18 protein-coding genes are annotated in these 17,385 nt (G+C 40.9%); 8 read left to right on the top strand and 10 right to left on the bottom strand.

Annotated elements, in window-relative coordinates; translation table 11 throughout:
* Positions 1-104: 104 nt before the first annotated feature.
* The 3 genes from AUR67_RS12020 to AUR67_RS12010 form a co-directional block, all read right to left on the bottom strand.
* Positions 105-320 carry a DUF3820 family protein gene (locus AUR67_RS12020; protein WP_054561873.1) on the bottom strand — a complete coding sequence of 72 codons (216 nt, stop codon included), beginning with the start codon at positions 318-320 and terminating at the stop codon, positions 105-107.
* A 137-nt stretch (positions 321-457) separates the two neighbouring features.
* A complete protein-coding gene (locus AUR67_RS12015; RefSeq protein WP_058585448.1) occupies positions 458-739 on the bottom strand; it encodes a hypothetical protein in 282 nt (93 codons plus the stop codon).
* A gap of 285 nt (positions 740-1,024) precedes the next feature.
* On the bottom strand, positions 1,025-2,596 hold the full coding sequence (locus AUR67_RS12010; RefSeq protein WP_058585447.1) for a cation:proton antiporter family protein: 1,572 nt from the start codon (positions 2,594-2,596) through the stop codon (positions 1,025-1,027).
* Between the two features lie 221 nt (positions 2,597-2,817).
* Between AUR67_RS12010 and AUR67_RS12005 the strand changes: the two genes are divergently transcribed.
* On the top strand, positions 2,818-3,561 hold the full coding sequence (locus AUR67_RS12005; RefSeq protein WP_054561870.1) for a sporulation protein: 744 nt from the start codon (positions 2,818-2,820) through the stop codon (positions 3,559-3,561).
* Positions 3,562-3,628: 67 nt separating this feature from the next.
* Positions 3,629-4,066 (top strand): GNAT family N-acetyltransferase, encoded by a 438-nt coding sequence (locus AUR67_RS12000; RefSeq protein WP_058585446.1) that lies wholly within the window; start codon positions 3,629-3,631, stop codon positions 4,064-4,066.
* Positions 4,067-4,097: 31 nt separating this feature from the next.
* On the opposite strand, the gene AUR67_RS11995 is transcribed toward AUR67_RS12000, so the two are convergent.
* From AUR67_RS11995 to AUR67_RS11970, 6 genes are all read right to left on the bottom strand, one after another.
* Positions 4,098-5,450 (bottom strand): sodium-dependent transporter, encoded by a 1,353-nt coding sequence (locus AUR67_RS11995; RefSeq protein ID WP_058585445.1) that lies wholly within the window; start codon positions 5,448-5,450, stop codon positions 4,098-4,100.
* A 173-nt stretch (positions 5,451-5,623) separates the two neighbouring features.
* Positions 5,624-6,913: an ATP-binding protein gene (locus AUR67_RS11990; RefSeq protein ID WP_058585444.1), complete on the bottom strand. Its 1,290-nt coding sequence runs from the start codon at positions 6,911-6,913 to the stop codon at positions 5,624-5,626.
* A 12-nt stretch (positions 6,914-6,925) separates the two neighbouring features.
* Positions 6,926-7,633, bottom strand: a complete 708-nt coding sequence (locus tag AUR67_RS11985; protein ID WP_058585443.1) for a response regulator transcription factor — start codon at positions 7,631-7,633, stop codon at positions 6,926-6,928.
* Positions 7,634-7,646: 13 nt separating this feature from the next.
* A complete protein-coding gene (locus tag AUR67_RS11980; protein WP_058585442.1) occupies positions 7,647-8,048 on the bottom strand; it encodes a DUF3019 domain-containing protein in 402 nt (133 codons plus the stop codon).
* The gene (locus AUR67_RS11975) at positions 8,038-8,877 is read right to left on the bottom strand and encodes a MipA/OmpV family protein (protein ID WP_058585441.1); all 840 of its coding nucleotides are present in this window, start codon (positions 8,875-8,877) and stop codon (positions 8,038-8,040) included. Before AUR67_RS11975 ends, AUR67_RS11980 begins: the two co-directional genes overlap by 11 nt.
* 165 nt (positions 8,878-9,042) lie before the next feature.
* Entirely contained in the window at positions 9,043-9,849 is an 807-nt protein-coding gene (locus AUR67_RS11970; RefSeq protein ID WP_058585440.1) for a hypothetical protein, read from the bottom strand.
* Between the two features lie 115 nt (positions 9,850-9,964).
* Between AUR67_RS11970 and AUR67_RS11965 the strand changes: the two genes are divergently transcribed.
* Positions 9,965-11,113: a serine hydrolase domain-containing protein gene (locus AUR67_RS11965; RefSeq protein WP_058585439.1), complete on the top strand. Its 1,149-nt coding sequence runs from the start codon at positions 9,965-9,967 to the stop codon at positions 11,111-11,113.
* A 105-nt stretch (positions 11,114-11,218) separates the two neighbouring features.
* Here the strand turns inward: AUR67_RS11965 and yhbY are convergent, their stop codons facing one another.
* A complete protein-coding gene (gene yhbY, locus AUR67_RS11960; protein ID WP_054551950.1) occupies positions 11,219-11,515 on the bottom strand; it encodes a ribosome assembly RNA-binding protein YhbY in 297 nt (98 codons plus the stop codon).
* Between the two features lie 89 nt (positions 11,516-11,604).
* Between yhbY and rlmE the strand changes: the two genes are divergently transcribed.
* The 5 genes from rlmE to tpiA all read left to right on the top strand — a co-directional run bounded on the left by rlmE (position 11,605) and on the right by tpiA (position 17,385).
* Positions 11,605-12,234 carry a 23S rRNA (uridine(2552)-2'-O)-methyltransferase RlmE gene (rlmE, locus tag AUR67_RS11955; RefSeq protein WP_058585438.1) on the top strand — a complete coding sequence of 210 codons (630 nt, stop codon included), beginning with the start codon at positions 11,605-11,607 and terminating at the stop codon, positions 12,232-12,234.
* 66 nt (positions 12,235-12,300) lie between these two features.
* Positions 12,301-14,241: an ATP-dependent zinc metalloprotease FtsH gene (gene ftsH / locus AUR67_RS11950; RefSeq protein WP_058585437.1), complete on the top strand. Its 1,941-nt coding sequence runs from the start codon at positions 12,301-12,303 to the stop codon at positions 14,239-14,241.
* A 128-nt stretch (positions 14,242-14,369) separates the two neighbouring features.
* Complete coding sequence (gene folP, locus AUR67_RS11945) at positions 14,370-15,218, top strand: dihydropteroate synthase (RefSeq protein ID WP_058585436.1); 849 nt, start codon at positions 14,370-14,372, stop codon at positions 15,216-15,218.
* Positions 15,211-16,566: a phosphoglucosamine mutase gene (gene glmM, locus AUR67_RS11940; RefSeq protein WP_058585435.1), complete on the top strand. Its 1,356-nt coding sequence runs from the start codon at positions 15,211-15,213 to the stop codon at positions 16,564-16,566. Before folP ends, glmM begins: the two co-directional genes overlap by 8 nt.
* Before the next feature lie 69 nt (positions 16,567-16,635).
* Positions 16,636-17,385, top strand: a complete 750-nt coding sequence (tpiA, locus tag AUR67_RS11935) for a triose-phosphate isomerase (protein ID WP_058585434.1) — start codon at positions 16,636-16,638, stop codon at positions 17,383-17,385.

Genomic DNA, 17,385 nt, shown 5'->3' with positions numbered 1-17,385 from the left:
CATAAAAAAAGCGCCTAGGGCGCTTTTTAAAGATTAAAACCAAAAATAAACAAGTAGCAAAGTAATAGACCGCACTTAAAAATAAAAGTTCGAAAAAAGTTTAATTATTTTTCATCTAATAACGGCATTAGCATTTTCTCAAGGCCATTGAGCTTCACTTCATACATCATTGCTAGCTGTGCACCTAACTGGGAATCTGGAAATCCTTGCTGTTTAAACCACACTAAATAAGGCTCTGGCAGCAGCAATAAAGGGCGACCAGCATACTTTCCAAATGGCATCTTAGTATTTATGGCGCGTTTGAGTTGAGCTGAATCCATCTTTATCTCAAAGAAACTTTAAAGCTAGATGATACGGTAAAAAGGATAGAGAAAATAGGCTGTGACGGGCAAGAAACAGCCTATTTAGTGAGGGATGTAGGCCCTCAGAATAACAACCACTAATTAATTACGGCGTATTAGTGTAGTTGGTGACGACGCTTTTTCGTAAAGCCAAGTTTATTTAGCTTAACGACAATAGCTGGGTCGTCGATTCGTTCTGGTGTTTCACCATCACGAAGAAAATGATCGCTTGGTACTTGATATACATCGAGCATCTTGTTGAATAGCACTGTTCTGATATCCATTGCAGTCATGCCATTGTTTTGTAACTCATCAAGTTGCTGCTGAATATCTGAAAGTTTCCCAGCACGTGCGTCATCCGTGTTTGCTAAAAATTCGTTGGTAAACTTATCTTTCATTTAAACAACCTCAATCCATCTAACAGTGCTGAATTAAAAACAGCGGTACTACACAACACTGTTAAACTTTTTTGTGTTAAAAATAGATACTTAGCTAAGCACCTTGAAATTAATTCTACTCTTTTTTTTAGCCTGATTGCTAATCTGGATGTAAAGCTTTGTAAATAAGCTTGACCCAATAAAGGGACTGATTTGGTTTGTCGTGAAAACTAGTTAGCCAACTAACTGAATACAGTGAAAATAATTCTCAGTACCATGAAAAGGTACCGAGAATTATTTTTTACATTAAGAGAAAAGTTTTTGTTTTACATGCTCAGCGAAGCCGCTACCAGCTTCTAAATAGAAGTTATAAGTAGAGTCGACCCCCATATCCTCTAGTTCTTTTTGCTGATCTGGGTAGTTTGCAATCGCCGTAACTTGACCTTCATAACCAGAAGCGCGAAGTTGCTCTAAGGCAAAAATATTTTGCATGTGTTTTGGCATTGCAAGCATCACCATACCCACATGTGAGTGGTTTACACGTTGCCAAAAGTCAGGGTCAGTGGCATCAGCAAGTAACACCCGGCGGCCTCGTTTAATATGCTTATCGACAACATCTGGCTTAATATCAATGCCAGCAACAAGGTTAGGGTGAGTTTGACTGATTGTTTCATAGGCACCTGTACCAATTCGACCCATACCAAAGATTACGATTTTAGTGTCATTTAGATTAACTGGCAGCTCTTCTGCAAGACGGCTGTCACTTTCAAATTTTAGTAGCCAATGTTCTATTTTTACATACACTTCATTCGAGCGTTTATTTAATGGTGATGCGAGTATAAAGGTGATTGACACAGCGATAGCCATTACGGCCAGCCATTCAGATGTGATCATATTGCTGGTGGCTGCAACGGCGCAGACAATCAAGCCAAATTCACTGTAGTTAGCTAAACTAAATGCGCTCAACAAAGAAGTGCGAGCACGTAATTTGAACACGTTTGTTAGTACATAATAAAGTGCAACTTTTATTGGCAGGACTAAAATAAGGATGAGAGCAACAATCACAGCATGACTTGTCAATTCAGCATTCAAGCCAATATTTAAGAAAAAGCCAACCAGCAACACGTCTTTTAAATTAAGGAGTGACTTTGATAGTTCACCAGCTTTTTTGTGTGAGGCGAACATCATACCGATGATCAACGCACCTAAATCACCTTTAAGACCTGCAAATTCAAACGCTTGATAACCAATAATCAGCGCAAAGAAAAAGCCAAATAGAGGTAATAATTCACCGTGCTTTGAGCGGTTTAATACCCAAAACATCACAGGGCGTAAAATGGGTAAACCAACTAATAATGCCAGCGCCCAAATGTTCGGGGCTTTACCCGTACTTATAGCTAAGAAGATAACGGCAAAGATATCTTGCATAACCAAGATACCAATGGCGATTTTACCATGGAGGCTTGCCATCTCACCGCGTTCTTCAAGTACTTTTACGGCAAACACGGTGCTAGAGAAGCTAAAAGCAAAGCCGACTAACAATGCGCTTTGCCAAGTAAGCTCATTAAATAACGGCAGTGCAAGGGCCCCCAATAACAACATGAAACCACTAAATAGCGTACTGCTCAGAACAATATGCATTGAAGCGGGCGCCCAAACTTGCGGTTTTATTAAGTTAGATACTTTGAGTTTAAGACCAATACTAAACAATAATAAAGTAACACCCAAGCTTGCTAAGGTATTGAGCAGCTCGGTTGTTTTATATCCATATAGGTTAAGTGCAAAACCCGCTAACAAAAAGCCGATAAGAGGGGGGAGCCTTAACTGGTAAACAGCAAAGCCACAAACGAACGCGGTAGCAAAGTAGATTAATTCCATAATTGTTCTTTTTACTTCATTTGCTAGAAGTGTAGCGAAATATTCGTTATTGGAAAACAAGATTGAGCAAGAAGAGTTCAAAAAATAATCACTTATACATGATTTATTGATTAATCCGCCAAAAGCATCATTTTTTCGCTGACATTAGCTTTTAATTGTGGTTAAGATGCATTAACAAAGGAATTTAAGCCATAGGTTAGAAGCTGGCTTAAGGAGAAAAGATGTTTAAGAAAATCCTTGCATCAGTAGGTATTGGTGCAGCAAAAGTTGACACTGTACTTGAGACAGAGCATTTACAACCGGGTCAAAAATTTAATGCCGTTATTGTTATTAAAGGCGGCGATGTTGATCAAGACATATCGGGTTTAGACTTAGCACTGATGACACGTGTTAAAGTCGAAGGTGAAGATGGTGAGTACTTTACAAACCATGTAATTGAAAAGTGGCGAATTACAGATATCGGCACGATTGCAGCAGGTGCTGAAAAACATATTCCATTTGAAGCGCGACTGCATTCAGAAACACCGATCACTGAAATTAATGCTGGTTATAACCAATCACATGTGTGGCTTGAAACAGGCTTGGATATTGATTTAGCACTTGATCCAACTGATCGTGATGCACTTCATATTTATCCTAACGATGCCGTAAGCACGTTGATGGAAGCGATGGATAGACTTGGCTTTAGCTTAGTAAAAGCGGATGTTGAAAAAGGCTTCTTAAGAGCACCTACATTTCAATCACATTCGGGATGCTATCAAGAGCTAGAGTATCGACCAAACAGCCGAAGCCTATTTGGTCTACAAGAGATAGAGTTGTCGTTTGTTCCTGAAGCGCACAAAACTCATGTACTCATTGAACTTGATCGTGCCTTTAGAGGGGATGGTTATGTTGATTTAACCATTGAGCATGATCATGTAAATCTGTCACAGCTGTGTGATCAGCTAGAGCGATTATTTGCTTAGGCTAACTGCAATTAAGTTAGTTAAAACCCAGCTACGGCTGGGTTTTTTGTCTTCATAAAGGAGAGTTATGTTTTCTGTTAAAAGTTATAGCGAACTCAGTAAAGATGAGTTATTTGCCATTTTACGGGCACGGGTTGATGTATTTGTGGTAGAGCAAACTTGCCCTTACCCAGAAATTGACGAAGTAGATAACAATGAACTGACCCAGCACGTGTTCTTGTTTAAAGATCAGCAAGTGGCAGCCTATGCACGATGCTATAAAAAGAATGAGCAATTGAGCGCATTTGGTCGTGTGCTGGTAGCAGAGCAATTTCGTGGTGAAGGTTTGGCGAGTAAGCTTGTGCAAACTGCGATAGACACATGTAAAGAGCATTGGCCTGACAAAGCGATTATGATTGGTGCTCAGTGTTATTTAACAGGGTTTTATCAGCAATTTGGTTTTGAAAATGTGGGGGATGATTACCTAGAAGATGGCATTCCACATCAAGATATGTGTTTGAAGTAGCCTAAATGGCCACTTCAAACACAAACATTTGTTAGCTTAACAGAGAGTTAGCAAATACGAGCGAAATGGCTAGTGGACAAATAAACTTGATATACCATGGCCATACTTTCCAGAAGAAGCTATTGGCTGCTTCAGGGCATCCTTGTTGAATCTCTTTTAGTAACGAAGCGCGATGCCAAATCCAACCAACAAAAATACAACACATTAAGCCTAGAATCGGTTGACCAATCTTAGTGGTTAAGGTGATCACAAAGCCAAACAAGGTGCCTAGGTTAAAGACAATTGTAAAACTAATGAGGGCAATAATACCGCCAATGATCCATGTAGCTTGCACACGCTTTAACGCAAAGCGTTCAACAGCATAAGAAACCGGTGCTTCTAGCATCGAAATCGATGAGGTTAACGCTGCAATACTCATTAACGCGAAAAAAGCAAAGCCAACAAAAATACCCACATCACCCATGCTAGTGAAAAGTGCCGGCAGAACTTGGAATACTAAGGTATCTTCTGAAAGTAGTGCGCCTTCAGCAGAGAAAATTTGTACGCCTTGAGCTTGAGCAACATACATAGCCGGAATAATTAGTAAACCGGCTACAAAGGCAATGAATACATCGATCAAAGTCACATAAGCACCTAGTGATACTAGATTTTCTTTTTTGCTAATGTATGAGCCGTAGATGATCATTACGCTGGTACCAAGCGACAATGAGAAAAATGCTTGTCCTAACGCATTCACTAATAACTCAGGGTTTAAAATCGATGAAAAGTCTGGCACTAAGTATGCTTTTAGACCTTCCATTGCGCCATCTTGCGTCATTACATAGATGATTAGCATAAACAAAATACCTAACAGGGCAGGCATTAAGCGCTTAGACCACTTTTCGATGCCGTTTTCTACGCCTTTAGAGATAATAGAGACGGTTAGAATAATAAATCCAGCAGTAAATAAAAGGTTTCTTGATAGTGACTGCTCACTAAGCCAAGTGCCAGCTTGCTCTTGCCCGACTAATTGTGCAACAGGTTCGAGGGTCGCACTCAGCATCCAGCCAGCCACAATCGCATAGAAGCTTAAAATTAGACCCGCACAAATAATACCGCCAAAACCCACCATGAAGGCGAACTTCTTTTGCCATGCTTGATTCGTTACTTTTCGAAGTGAAGTGACGGCATTAGCTTGACCATGACGACCAATTACTAACTCAGCCATTAAAGCAGGATAAGCAAGACAAAATGCTAACACTAAATAAGCCACTAAAAACGCGGCACCGCCATTACTTGCAGTTTGTGTTGGGAAACCCCAAATATTTCCTAAGCCAACAGCAGAGCCTGCTGCAGCCATAATAAATCCAAAGCGGGAGCTGAACTCCCCACGTGATGCGCTCATATTATTGTTACTTCTCTATTTGTGACGGCGCTGACAATCTACTCGAATTAACACTAAATAAAAAGGGTTAATCATCCGCATTTTCGTTGTTCTTCGTTATGTGCGAGCTGTCAGCGTAGAATTCGTGCAATTGCGCATTACAATACGAAACAATTAACACAAATGAAACATGTTTATTGGCTTTTATTTTGAATTGAAAGAGTAAAACACGCGCCACCTAGCTGCTTACTTTTTGATACTTCGACCGTGCCATGATGCCAATCAACAACTTTCGCAACGATAGCAAGACCAAGCCCGTAGCTTTCTCCATCCCGGTTACGATGTGTTTGTTCTTGGAAAAATGGACTAAATACTTTTTGCCAGTTTTGTTCGCTGACACCCGGACCGTCATCTTCAATTTTTATGGTAACGGATTCACTGGTACTCGTTGCACTGAGTAAAATTTCTGATTCAGCAAAGTCGCAAGCATTACTTAATAAATTGACAATGGCCCGAGCTAACCAGTGTAAATCCGCACAAATATCACCGCCTTCAACGAGGTGATTAATGCGCAAGCCTTGTTGTTCAAGCTTGGGCTCAATTTGATGAATTAAAGTAAGAATATAGGTTTCTAGATCAGAATGATTAAAGGTCAACTGATTCGCTTTTTGCTCAAGGGTTGCAAATGCCAGATAGCTTTTTAGCATTGACTCCATTTGGTCTAAGTCGTTTTCCATTCGAGCAAGATACTCAAGGCGCTTTTCGTCATTAGGGCAGTCTTGCGCTGCCTCGAGACCAAATCTTAAGCAGGCGATAGGTGTGCGAATATCGTGAGATAAACTTGATGCCATTAACTTATTTTCATCAAGGAGTTTTTCAATTTGACTCGCCATACGGTTAAATGTCAGCTCAACATCTTTGATATAGGTAAAGTGAGATAAGTGAATACGGCTTTTTAAATCACCTTTAGCAAAGCGTTGTGCCGCTTCGTTTAATACCGTTAAACGCTTGGCCAGTGGCGCAATGATAAAGCCCATAAATACACATAACCCAGCGTAGAACAACAAGGTGAGTAATACATCGTTGCCTTGCTCGTGTGTTAAGTCTTTATCTAAACGCATTTTTAAGTGGTGTGAGCCTAAAGCTGCTTCACTGTAAAGTAAATAGTAGCCTTGCTGATCTTCGAGGATAAGGCCGCTAGGTTGGGTCATTTGTGCTAACAATGAATGAGGTAGCGCGAGCGACTGTGTAGGGCGATACTCTAGTTGCACAGCAAAGTTTTGGTTAATATCCGCAATAGCTTGCTCACGATCTTTAGCATCATGCTTAGCGAGTTGCTTTGCAAAGCCTTTAATCATTTGTGTTTCGCTAGAAAACACATCCTGAGGTGCTTGGGTTTGTTGGCTAAAAGCATCAATTAGCCAACCCAACACGATGATTGAAAGCAGGGCACTGCCAAGGAGTGAGATATAGAACTTTTTCACAGGCGCGAGTCGTTATTGCCAAGCGGTGGCAACAAGTAAATAGCCTTTGCCCCAGATAGTCTTAATTTTTTCAGGGTGCTGAGGGTCATCATTAAATTTTTTACGTAATGATGAAATCAGCACATCCACACTTCTGTCTAAGCCATCATATTCGCGCCCTTTCGTTGCCTTAAACACTGCATCACGTGAAACCACTTGACCTGCATTACTTGCTAAATAATGCAGTAGTAGGTACTCAGCGCTTGAAATATGCACTTCTTCGTTTGCTAAATATACAGTACGTGACTCAGTATTGATTGATAACTTACCCACATTAATAAGCTCAGAGCTTGTGCTTGATTCTTGTGTGTCTGATTTAGAGCGAAGTGCTGCTTTTATACGTGCTAATAAAGCGCGAGGGCGAACGGGTTTCATCATGTAATCACTGGCACCAACTTCAAGGCCAATCACTTCATCCATTTCATCATCACGTGCGGTGAGCATAATAATCGGGGCCTGATAAAACTGTCTTAAATCACGGCACACACTAATACCGTCTTGACCAGGCAGCATAATATCTAACAAAACTAAGTCAGGGTTTGTTTTACGCACCTGTTCAACCACTTGATCGCCACGTTGGCATATGATTGTTTGATAGCCTTGTTCAATTAAATATTCCGCAACCCAATTGGCGAGAGAAATATCATCTTCTACTAATAAGATAGTTCCGTAATGTTCCATTATTTACTCCTGCTTAGAACAGTCTCCAACGACGTTTCTTCTGACGATTTTGATAGACCCACTGTAATTGTATTTCAGTGCTTGCAACAACCTTACCGTTATCACTGCTTATAAGTTCAAAACCTATGGTTTCTGCTGAATCAAATTGGTATCTAAATAAGCCTTTTTGTTGCATCAACCAGCACTGAATAATGTGCTTGCTTTGTGCGTTACGTAAGCAGTAATTGCCAACTTGTTGCTGATGCCATGTTAAATCAACTTCAGCGAAGCAATTTCTACCTTCACGCAGCGCTACGCAAGTGTCGGGCAGGGCAACTAACGCATTTTCAATATCTTTCTTACCTGCAGGCTGTTGCTCAGCGAGTAATGGCCCCGATAGTAATAAGGTAAAGCACAAGTAATACTTAGAAAACATAACGCACGCCTACCTTGGCTTTATGCTGATACTCTTGAGAAATTATAGGGCTTTGGTGAATATCGTTTGAAAACCAAGTCGATAACCAACCAGTTAGAAACACCCAATGCCTGTTAATTGGGTATTCTGCATGAAATTCAAAAATAAGGCTGTAAGAGGTATCTGGGTTATATACAGGGCGACTTTCTAGCGCTTCAGCTTCTGAAATGCCAAAGTAGTAATTTGTAAAGTCTTCTGAGTAGGCACTTAAGCCAACGCCAGAGCGAAATTCCCAATTTCGCCAAGGGATGATCTGGCTAAAAAACGAATTCATCACCCAGCCATTATGTGCTCCTGAAATATCATGTAAGTACTCAAATGATATTTGCGAATTTTCAAATCGACGTGATAGGCGAAGGCCTACATCAAAGTCGTAGTCGCGTGTTCTGATCCCTTCAAGCTCTTCGATAACATCGTTACCATAAATATTTAAGCCTGTTTCATCAAAGCCAGATTGAACGTTGGTGCCGACAATATCTAAGCCCCATTCAAATTTATCGATAACGCTGTAACCTAGGGTTAAACCGCCGCTAAGTTGGCTTTGGTCGTAATCAAGGTAAAAGCTGTCGTAAGAAACGGCGAGGTGTACGTCAGGCTCTATACCATCATTGTAAGAGTCCATGCCTACAAGGTAAGAATCTTCAATGTAGTAACCTAAACCAATGCCCCAGTCCCATGCAAAGCCTTGGCTTGGCTCTAAAGTATTGTCTGCATAATAGCGGTTACTTGCTTGGCTTGTGGTACTAAGCAAGGTTAAACATATCAATAATAAGGCACTGTAAGCTCGCAACGTTGCTTCCTTGTCTGTGAGAAAGGGTAATAGCTTATAGTATATTGTTAAGGAGTTCCTGTAATCTGTAAAAAAATGTAGTGACAGAAATTGGAAGTGTAAGAAAGTGTTGCAAATTCAAGAAGGAAGCTGTTTGCCTATGGGCAGACAAACAGCAAAAGTTAGTTACTGAACTTTTATTTTATCGATTAAAATGCTGCTCAGGTAGTACTGCATCATAGGCGTAAGCGCGCTAATTTCAGTGCGGTTACACGGGCCTTGCTCTTTTTTTAAGGCGGTCATTTGCGTGATAGTTTGATAAGCAGGAATTGTCACTTCTTGATTAATTCGCGCCATGCGAGCTTGTTCCGAGTTTTGCTCGTGCACAAAGCTCGCTACTTCAAGCTCATTCTTGATTACTTGCTGTTGTACAAAGCTATAAATAAGTGGCTCACGATGAAAGCTTGCGCTATCAATTGATGATTTTGCGAACCACACAACATCACCGGTTTTCTTGTGAGTTAAGCGCATGCTTACTTGACCTAAAATAGTCGCACATTGCTGAACGGGAAACTGTTTTGCAACTTCATCAAATAAAGGCAGAGGCTTTTCAGGTTTGATTAATTGATATTCTGTGTCTTCAATCAGTTCAAGATCAAGCTGGTGAATAGATAGGGTATAATCTGCTTTAGTGCTATCTTCTACAACCTTTAATTGTTTGGCTGCAAGTGCTTCAGTAAGCTGACCATAAAGAGTATCAGTCACACTGGTTTTGTCGGCAACTATCATCACAGTTTGATTTTTACTCACAGTATGTGCAGGCAATTGCACCGACTTTACTTTAGGAGCCGCATGCTCTGTTTTATACTCTACTTGAAAACGTTGGCTTTGTAAGCTTGGTTTCTTTGGCATCGAAAGTAATGGAGCTGGCTCTGGTTTAAGGGCGCAACCAGCTGAAATTAAAGTAAAAAACAAAACTACAAGTAAGCGCATAAAGATTAATCTACCCATAAATATTTAAGATTAAGCGTATTGTACGTTAGTCGAGGCAAAAGTTCATGATATTATGTTATAAGAAACTTCCTAAACAGACTTAAAAAAATAAATAATGAAGTACAGCTTATCTTTAATTCCTTTTCTTTTTTCTTTTTTACTGCTTTTGGTTAGCGGAGAAGCTGCTTCGAGTGATAAGCAATGGCAAACTTTCGTTGCTGATTACAATAAACACCTTACCCGAAAATTAAAAAGTAAAGGGATACCAGGTGGTTCATTGGCGATTGTAAATATTGGTCATGATGATTTTATTAATGGTATTGGTCGAACAAAAATAGAAAAAGGTCGCAGAGTCGATAAACATACCCGCTTTCGATTGGCATCAGTCTCTAAAACCTTTGCGGGCTCATTAACCGCTAAACTTGCAGCACAAGGGGAGTTTAATATTGATGACCCAATAAGTAAGTTTATTCCTGCTTTTTCTAATACGGCTTACAAAGATGATTTAAAAATTTATCACATCCTTAGTCATTCTAGTGGCCTGGTACCTAATGCATACGATAACTTGATTGAGTCTCGTATGAGTTACCCTGATATTGTCGAGCGGCTATTGACTGTTGAGCCTATCTGCAAACCAAGTGAGTGCTACGGCTATCAAAATGTGATGTTTAGTTTGATTGACTCAGTGATTTATAAATCAACACAGATGGACTACTCACATTGGATTTCAGAATATATCTTTGCGCCTTTAAAAATGGTGGATGCCAGTGTTGGTTTTGAGGGGATGGTTAAAGACAACAACTATGCTCACCCTCATGTACGCGGTAGAAAGCGTTGGTATACATCTCGTTTAAAGAAGAATTACTACAAAGTGCCTGCAGCTGCAGGTGTGAACGCCAGCGCAAATGACATGGCTATTTGGTTAAATGCGCAGCTAGGACAATACCCAGACGTATTACCACTTGAAGCATTGATCAAACAAACTCGTCCATATACACATACTAAAAAAGAAACTCGTCGCCGAGTTTGGCGAAGTCATGTTAAAGATGCTTACTATGGATTGGGTTGGCGTGTTTACAACTATGATGATGAAGTACTTTATTACCATAGTGGTTGGGTACAAGGTTATCGCAGCGATATTGTAGTATTTCCGCATCTAAACATAGGGTTTAGCTTAGTTCTCAATGCAGAAACAGGGTTAATTAATGAGCTAACCACCGAGTTTATTAATCGGGTACTTAGATACACACGAGAACAAAAATAGTTTAAGAAAAAAGTTTAGTTACAAATTAATGCAAAATTATTTTTGCCTACAAAAAAGCCAGCATATTTGCTGGCTTTTTCTGATTCGAAATTTCACAAGGCAGGATTAACCGCGTGGTAATTGAATCTTTTTCTCTTCGCTTTGGCGATACAATACAATTGTATGGCCAATTGTTTGTAGTTTTGTTGCGCCTGTCTCGCGAACAATTGCATCAAAAATCAATGTTTTAGTTTCACGTTCATCTGTAGGAACTTTAACTTTGATTAGTTCATGAATCTCTAGAGCGCTTTCAATTTCAACTAAAACGCCTTCTGTTAATCCGTTTGCACCAAGTAATACAACAGGTTTTAAACTGTGCGCTTGACCTTTTAAAAACTGCTTTTGTTTGTTCGATAATTTCATCATGTTACAAATTTTGCTGAATATGGCTTGAATTAAGGGTATTCTAACGCCATCTAGAGAATATTACTAATTAGTTACGTATTAATTTTATGGCAAATAAAAAACATTCAGCCAGTTCTAAGCGTTGGCTGAAAGAACATTTCGACGATCCTTATGTTCACGAAGCGCAAAAGAAAGGTTGGCGTTCTCGTGCGGTATTCAAATTAGACGAAATTCAAAACAAAGATAAATTAATCAAACCATCAATGACAGTGGTTGATTTAGGTGCTGCGCCAGGTAGTTGGTCGCAATATTTAGCAGAAAAAGTAGGTGATAAAGGCCAAGTAATTGCTTGTGATATCTTACCTATGGATTCCTTAGCAGGTGTTGACTTCTTACAAGGCGACTTCCGTGAAGAAGCGGTGCTTGATGCTCTTTTAACGCGTATTGATGGAAAAAATGTTGATGTAGTTTTTTCTGATATGGCGCCAAATATGAGTGGCAATACATCTGTTGACCAAGCTGGTAGTATGTACTTAGTTGAGTTGGCATTAGACATGTGCCACCAAGTTTTAAAGAAAAATGGCGCATTTTGTGTCAAAGTCTTCCAAGGCGAAGGATTTGATCAATACTTGCAGGATGTACGTAATAGCTTTAAAGCGGTTAAAATTAGAAAGCCCGATGCATCACGCGCCCGTTCTCGGGAAGTTTATATAGTGGCGACAGGCTACAAACTGTAGTACAGTTGTGCTGCGTTAAGTTGAATTTAAATTAATTGGATACAAGAGGTTAACTCCTTGAGCGATATGGCGAAAAATCTAATACTCTGGCTGGTCATTGCTGTTGTGCTAATGTCAGTGTTTCAGAGCTTTAATGGTGGTGATCAGGCAGATCGCCAAACAAGTTACACTCAATTTGTAAGCGACGCTCGTAGTGGCGCTATCCAAGAGGTCTCAATAGAAAGCACATCAGGTACTATCACAGGTACTAAGACTAACGGTGAACGCTTCCAAACTATCATGCCTATGTATGATAAAGACATCTTGAATGATCTTTTAAAAAGCAACGTTAATGTAAAAGGTGTTAAGCCTGAAGAGCAGTCATTCCTCGCCAGCATTTTAATCTCTTGGTTCCCAATGTTACTGCTAATTGGTGTATGGATTTTCTTCATGCGTCAAATGCAAGGTGGTGGCGGTAAAGGCGCGATGTCTTTCGGTAAGAGTAAAGCGCGTCTGATGAGTGAAGACCAAGTTAAAACTACGTTTGCTGATGTTGCTGGTTGTGACGAAGCGAAAGAAGATGTAACTGAGCTGGTTGACTTCTTACGTGACCCATCAAAATTCCAAAAGCTAGGTGGTAGCATCCCGAAAGGGGTGTTGATGGTTGGTCCTCCTGGTACGGGTAAAACGTTACTTGCTAAAGCAGTAGCTGGTGAAGCTAAAGTGCCATTTTTCACAATTTCAGGTTCTGATTTCGTAGAAATGTTTGTAGGTGTTGGTGCATCACGTGTACGTGACATGTTCGAGCAAGCGAAAAAAGCAGCACCTTGTATCATCTTTATTGATGAAATCGATGCAGTAGGCCGTAAGCGTGGCGCTGGTATGGGTGGTGGTCACGATGAGCGTGAGCAAACACTTAACCAAATGCTTGTTGAAATGGACGGCTTTGAAGGTAACGAAGGTATTATCGTTATTGCAGCAACGAACCGCCCAGATGTATTAGACCCTGCGTTATTACGTCCTGGTCGCTTTGACCGTCAAGTTGTTGTTGGACTTCCTGATATTCGTGGTCGTGAACAAATTCTTAAAGTTCACATGCGTAAAGTGCCATTAGGCGACAACGTAGAAGCTGCAGTTATTGCACGTGGTACGCCAGGTTTCTCTGGTGCTGACCTTGCAAACTTAGTTAACGAAGCCGCGTTATATGCAGCTCGTGGTAACAAACGCGTTGTAAGCATGGCAGAGTTTGACGCTGCAAAAGATAAAATCATGATGGGTGCAGAGCGCAAGACCATGGTGATGAGTGAGCAGGAAAAAGAAATGACTGCTTACCATGAAGCAGGTCACGCGATTGTTGGTCGCATGGTACCTGAACATGACCCAGTTTATAAAGTGTCTATCATCCCTCGTGGACGTGCGCTTGGTGTCACTATGTACTTGCCTGAGCAAGACCGTGTGAGCCACTCAAAAGAGCTTTTAGAGTCAATGATTTCTAGTCTTTACGGTGGTCGTATTGCTGAAGCACTAATCTACGGTGAAGATAAAGTGACAACCGGTGCAAGTAACGATATTGAGCGTGCAACAGATATTGCTCGTAAAATGGTTACTCAATGGGGTCTTAGTGAAAAACTAGGTCCATTACTTTATGCTGAAGACCAAAACGAAATGTACATGGGTGGCGGCGGTAGTCGTTCTATGAGCATGTCTGATGAAACAGCAAAAGTTATTGACACAGAAGTTCGTTTATTCTCAGATCGTAACTATCAACGTGCAGAGCAAATCCTTAAAGATAACATTGATATCTTACATGCGATGAAAGATGCACTAATGAAGTACGAGACGATTGATGCGGGTCAAATTGATGACTTAATGGCACGTCAGCCTGTACGTGAGCCACGTGATGTTCATGACCGTCGCTCAGATGATAAAAAGCCAGCTCCTTCTGCTTCAAAAGTTGTCGAAAAAGACACCAAAGAGCCAGAAGAATCATCAGAAACAAAAACAAATGTTGATGACAAAGCCGAATAGTCGGTACAATTAGACACAGAAAGGCCCCGCTAGTCGGGGCTTTTTTATTTCAAAAAATGCGCAATTTTCAAACTATTATCTAGAATAATAAATGCGCAATTGACGCTAATTTATAGCATAGGTGTTCAATGACCGTTCTTAACTTACCTCGAGGTCGCACATTACACCTCGATTCCCCAGTGGTGATGGGGATTTTAAATGTCACTCCAGACTCATTTTCTGATGGCGGTAGTTTTTGCCAACTAGACAGCGCTGTCAAACAAGCTCATACGTTATTAAATCAAGGCGCAAAAATAATTGATATAGGTGGTGAGTCTACCCGCCCAGGGGCACCTGATGTATCTCTTGAAGATGAGCTTGAACGCGTTATTCCTTTAGTGAAATCGCTTAGAGCAAGCAGTGATTGTATTATTTCGATTGATACCAGCAAGAGCGAAGTAATGCGCCAAGCGATAATCGCAGGAGCTGACATCATCAATGATGTTAGAGCGTTACAAGAACCTGGTGCAATTGAGGTACTCGCACAATACCCAGAGGTGGCAATTTGCTTAATGCATATGCAAGGTCAGCCTCGTACTATGCAAAGTAACCCACATTATAATGACTTGTTTAATGATATTAATGATTTCTTTGCAGAGCGTTTAGCCGTGTGTGAGCAAGCGGGCATTCAGCAACAACGTATTATTTTAGACCCGGGCTTTGGCTTTGGTAAGACTTTGGCTCATAATTATCAAATACTTAAAGAGTTTAATATATTTAATAAATTCAATTTACCAGTACTAGCAGGCCTTTCTCGTAAATCGATGATTGGTAATTTATTAAATAGAGACACACATGAACGCTTAGCGGGAAGCCTTGCGGGCGCGCTGATAGCAGCACAAAATGGCGCAAAAATTATTCGTGTTCATGACGTCCAAGAAACAGCTGACGTGCTAGCGGTTTGGCAAGCATGTGATCGAGGAATTTCAAATGAGTAACACAAGAAAGTATTTTGGCACAGATGGTGTTCGTGGCATGGTGGGTGAGTTTCCAATCACACCTGAATTTGCTTTAAAGCTAGGTTGGGCTGCAGGTCGTGTTTTATCAAAAATTGGCACTAAAAAGGTCATTATTGGTAAAGATACCCGCATTTCTGGCTATATGCTTGAAACATCACTTGAGGCAGGTTTGATTGCTGCTGGTATTGATGTTGTTTTGTTAGGGCCAATGCCAACACCAGCAGTTGCATATCTTACGCAAACTTTCCGTGCTGAAGCGGGTATTGTAATTAGTGCATCTCATAATCCTTACCATGATAACGGTATTAAATTCTTTTCAAGCAGGGGCTTAAAGCTACCTGATGAAGTTGAGCTTGAAATCGAAGCTATGATGGATGAGCCAATGACCTGCGTTGCCTCTGACAAGCTTGGTAAAGCGCGTCGTTTAGAAACAGCTGATGGTCGCTACATTGAGTTTTGTAAAAGCCAATTCCCACAAGGTCTATCGCTAGAAGGTTTAAAAATTGTACTCGATTGCGCAAATGGTGCTACATACCATATTGCACCGTCAGTAATGCGTGAATTAGGTGCTGAAGTAATCTGTCACGCCTGCGAGCCAAACGGGGTAAATATCAACCTTGAGTGTGGTGCAACTCATGTTGAAACCCTTAAACGTAAGGTTTTAGAACATAATGCTGATGTTGGTATTGCCTACGATGGTGATGGTGACCGAGTAATGATGGTTGACCACAATGGTCGTGTATTTGATGGTGATGACATTGTTTATATTATTGCTTGCCAAGCTGCAAATGACGATATTTTAGGTGGTGGTGTCGTTGGCACTGTGATGTCAAACATGGGTCTAGAAAATGCCTTAAAAGCGCGCGGTATTGGTTTCGCTCGCAGTAAAGTAGGCGACCGTTACGTGATGGAACTACTGCAAGAAAAAGGCTGGAAAATCGGCGGCGAGAGCTCAGGTCACGTATTAAATCTAGATTTAATTAGCACGGGTGATGGCATTATCTCAAGCTTGCAAGTATTAGCAGCGATGGTAGCGCAGAATAAAACATTGCAAGACTTAGGGGCTGGCTTTACAAAATATCCAATGAAAATGATTAATGTGCGCTACCCACAAGGTACTGATCCAACGCAAGATCAAACGGTGATTGATGCTGTTGCACAAGTTGAAGAAAAATTAGGTGATACAGGTCGTGTATTACTTCGTAAATCAGGTACTGAACCTGTTGTGCGAGTAATGGTTGAAGCTGAACAGGAAAAAGTTGTCCTTGATAGCGCACGTAAAATAGCCGCAGTTGTCGAAACTGTGAGCAAACAAACCGAGGCATAACAATAACCTCTTGTAACTTTGGGCAAGTCGAGTTAGTATCTTGCCCGCTTTCTAATGTGGAGTGGAATAATGGCAACACGTAAGCCGATGGTCGCAGGTAATTGGAAAATGAACGGCTCTCTAGAGCTTGTTGAACAGTTATCAACTGCTATCAAAAATGTTCAATCGGATGAACTGGATATAGTGGTGTTTCCACCATTCCCATTGTTGAGTTCTTTGCAGCAACAAGACGTAACGTTTGGTTCGCAAACAGTGTCTGAAAACCAAGCCGGCGCATTTACCGGTGAAGTAGATGCTCAGCTAGTTAAAGATCTAGGCGCAGCTTACACGTTAGTTGGCCATTCTGAACGTCGTAGCATTTACGGTGAGTCAGATGAAGTTGTTGCAGATAAGTTTGCGCGAGCGCAGCAAGTTGGCTTAACTCCTATCCTATGTGTGGGTGAAAGCGAGCAGCAACGTGAAGCAAACGAAACTGAATTAGTGGTTGCAGCTCAAATTGATGCTGTAATTAGCAAATTAGGTGTAGCAGCACTGAAGAATTCTGTGGTAGCATACGAGCCCGTTTGGGCCATTGGCACAGGTAAGACTGCCTCTCCTGAGCAAGCGCAAGCCGTGCACAAGTTTATCCGCGAGAAGATTGCTTCTTCAGATAGCGACGTAGCACAGCAATTAACCATCTTATATGGTGGTAGCGTGAATGAAAAAAATAGCGAATTATTATTTGCACAACCAGATATAGACGGCGGCCTTATTGGTGGCGCGAGTCTTAAAGCAGATTCATTTACTGCTATCTGTGAAAGTGCAAAAGGGACCGTATAA

The organism is Pseudoalteromonas sp. XI10 (assembly GCF_001469895.1).
GTDB lineage: Bacteria > Pseudomonadota > Gammaproteobacteria > Enterobacterales > Alteromonadaceae > Pseudoalteromonas.
The sequence above is the reverse complement of the archived record's forward strand: the minus strand, read 5'-3'. Positions and strand labels throughout refer to the sequence as shown.

What these genes read in the sequence shown, in the direction of transcription:
- AUR67_RS12020 (WP_054561873.1), bottom strand. Translation starts at nt 320, where the DNA reads ATGGATTCAGCTCAACTCAAACGCGCCATAAATACTAAGATGCCATTT.
- tpiA (WP_058585434.1), top strand. Translation starts at nt 16,636, where the DNA reads ATGGCAACACGTAAGCCGATGGTCGCAGGTAATTGGAAAATGAACGGC.
- AUR67_RS11985 (WP_058585443.1), bottom strand. Translation starts at nt 7,633, where the DNA reads ATGGAACATTACGGAACTATCTTATTAGTAGAAGATGATATTTCTCTC.
- AUR67_RS12010 (WP_058585447.1), bottom strand. Translation starts at nt 2,596, where the DNA reads ATGGAATTAATCTACTTTGCTACCGCGTTCGTTTGTGGCTTTGCTGTT.
- AUR67_RS11980 (WP_058585442.1), bottom strand. Translation starts at nt 8,048, where the DNA reads ATGTTTTCTAAGTATTACTTGTGCTTTACCTTATTACTATCGGGGCCA.
- AUR67_RS11995 (WP_058585445.1), bottom strand. Translation starts at nt 5,450, where the DNA reads ATGAGCGCATCACGTGGGGAGTTCAGCTCCCGCTTTGGATTTATTATG.
- AUR67_RS12015 (WP_058585448.1), bottom strand. Translation starts at nt 739, where the DNA reads ATGAAAGATAAGTTTACCAACGAATTTTTAGCAAACACGGATGACGCA.
- yhbY (WP_054551950.1), bottom strand. Translation starts at nt 11,515, where the DNA reads ATGAAATTATCGAACAAACAAAAGCAGTTTTTAAAAGGTCAAGCGCAC.
- rlmE (WP_058585438.1), top strand. Translation starts at nt 11,605, where the DNA reads ATGGCAAATAAAAAACATTCAGCCAGTTCTAAGCGTTGGCTGAAAGAA.
- AUR67_RS11965 (WP_058585439.1), top strand. Translation starts at nt 9,965, where the DNA reads ATGAAGTACAGCTTATCTTTAATTCCTTTTCTTTTTTCTTTTTTACTG.
- glmM (WP_058585435.1), top strand. Translation starts at nt 15,211, where the DNA reads ATGAGTAACACAAGAAAGTATTTTGGCACAGATGGTGTTCGTGGCATG.
- AUR67_RS11970 (WP_058585440.1), bottom strand. Translation starts at nt 9,849, where the DNA reads ATGCGCTTACTTGTAGTTTTGTTTTTTACTTTAATTTCAGCTGGTTGC.
- AUR67_RS12005 (WP_054561870.1), top strand. Translation starts at nt 2,818, where the DNA reads ATGTTTAAGAAAATCCTTGCATCAGTAGGTATTGGTGCAGCAAAAGTT.
- ftsH (WP_058585437.1), top strand. Translation starts at nt 12,301, where the DNA reads ATGGCGAAAAATCTAATACTCTGGCTGGTCATTGCTGTTGTGCTAATG.
- folP (WP_058585436.1), top strand. Translation starts at nt 14,370, where the DNA reads ATGACCGTTCTTAACTTACCTCGAGGTCGCACATTACACCTCGATTCC.
- AUR67_RS12000 (WP_058585446.1), top strand. Translation starts at nt 3,629, where the DNA reads ATGTTTTCTGTTAAAAGTTATAGCGAACTCAGTAAAGATGAGTTATTT.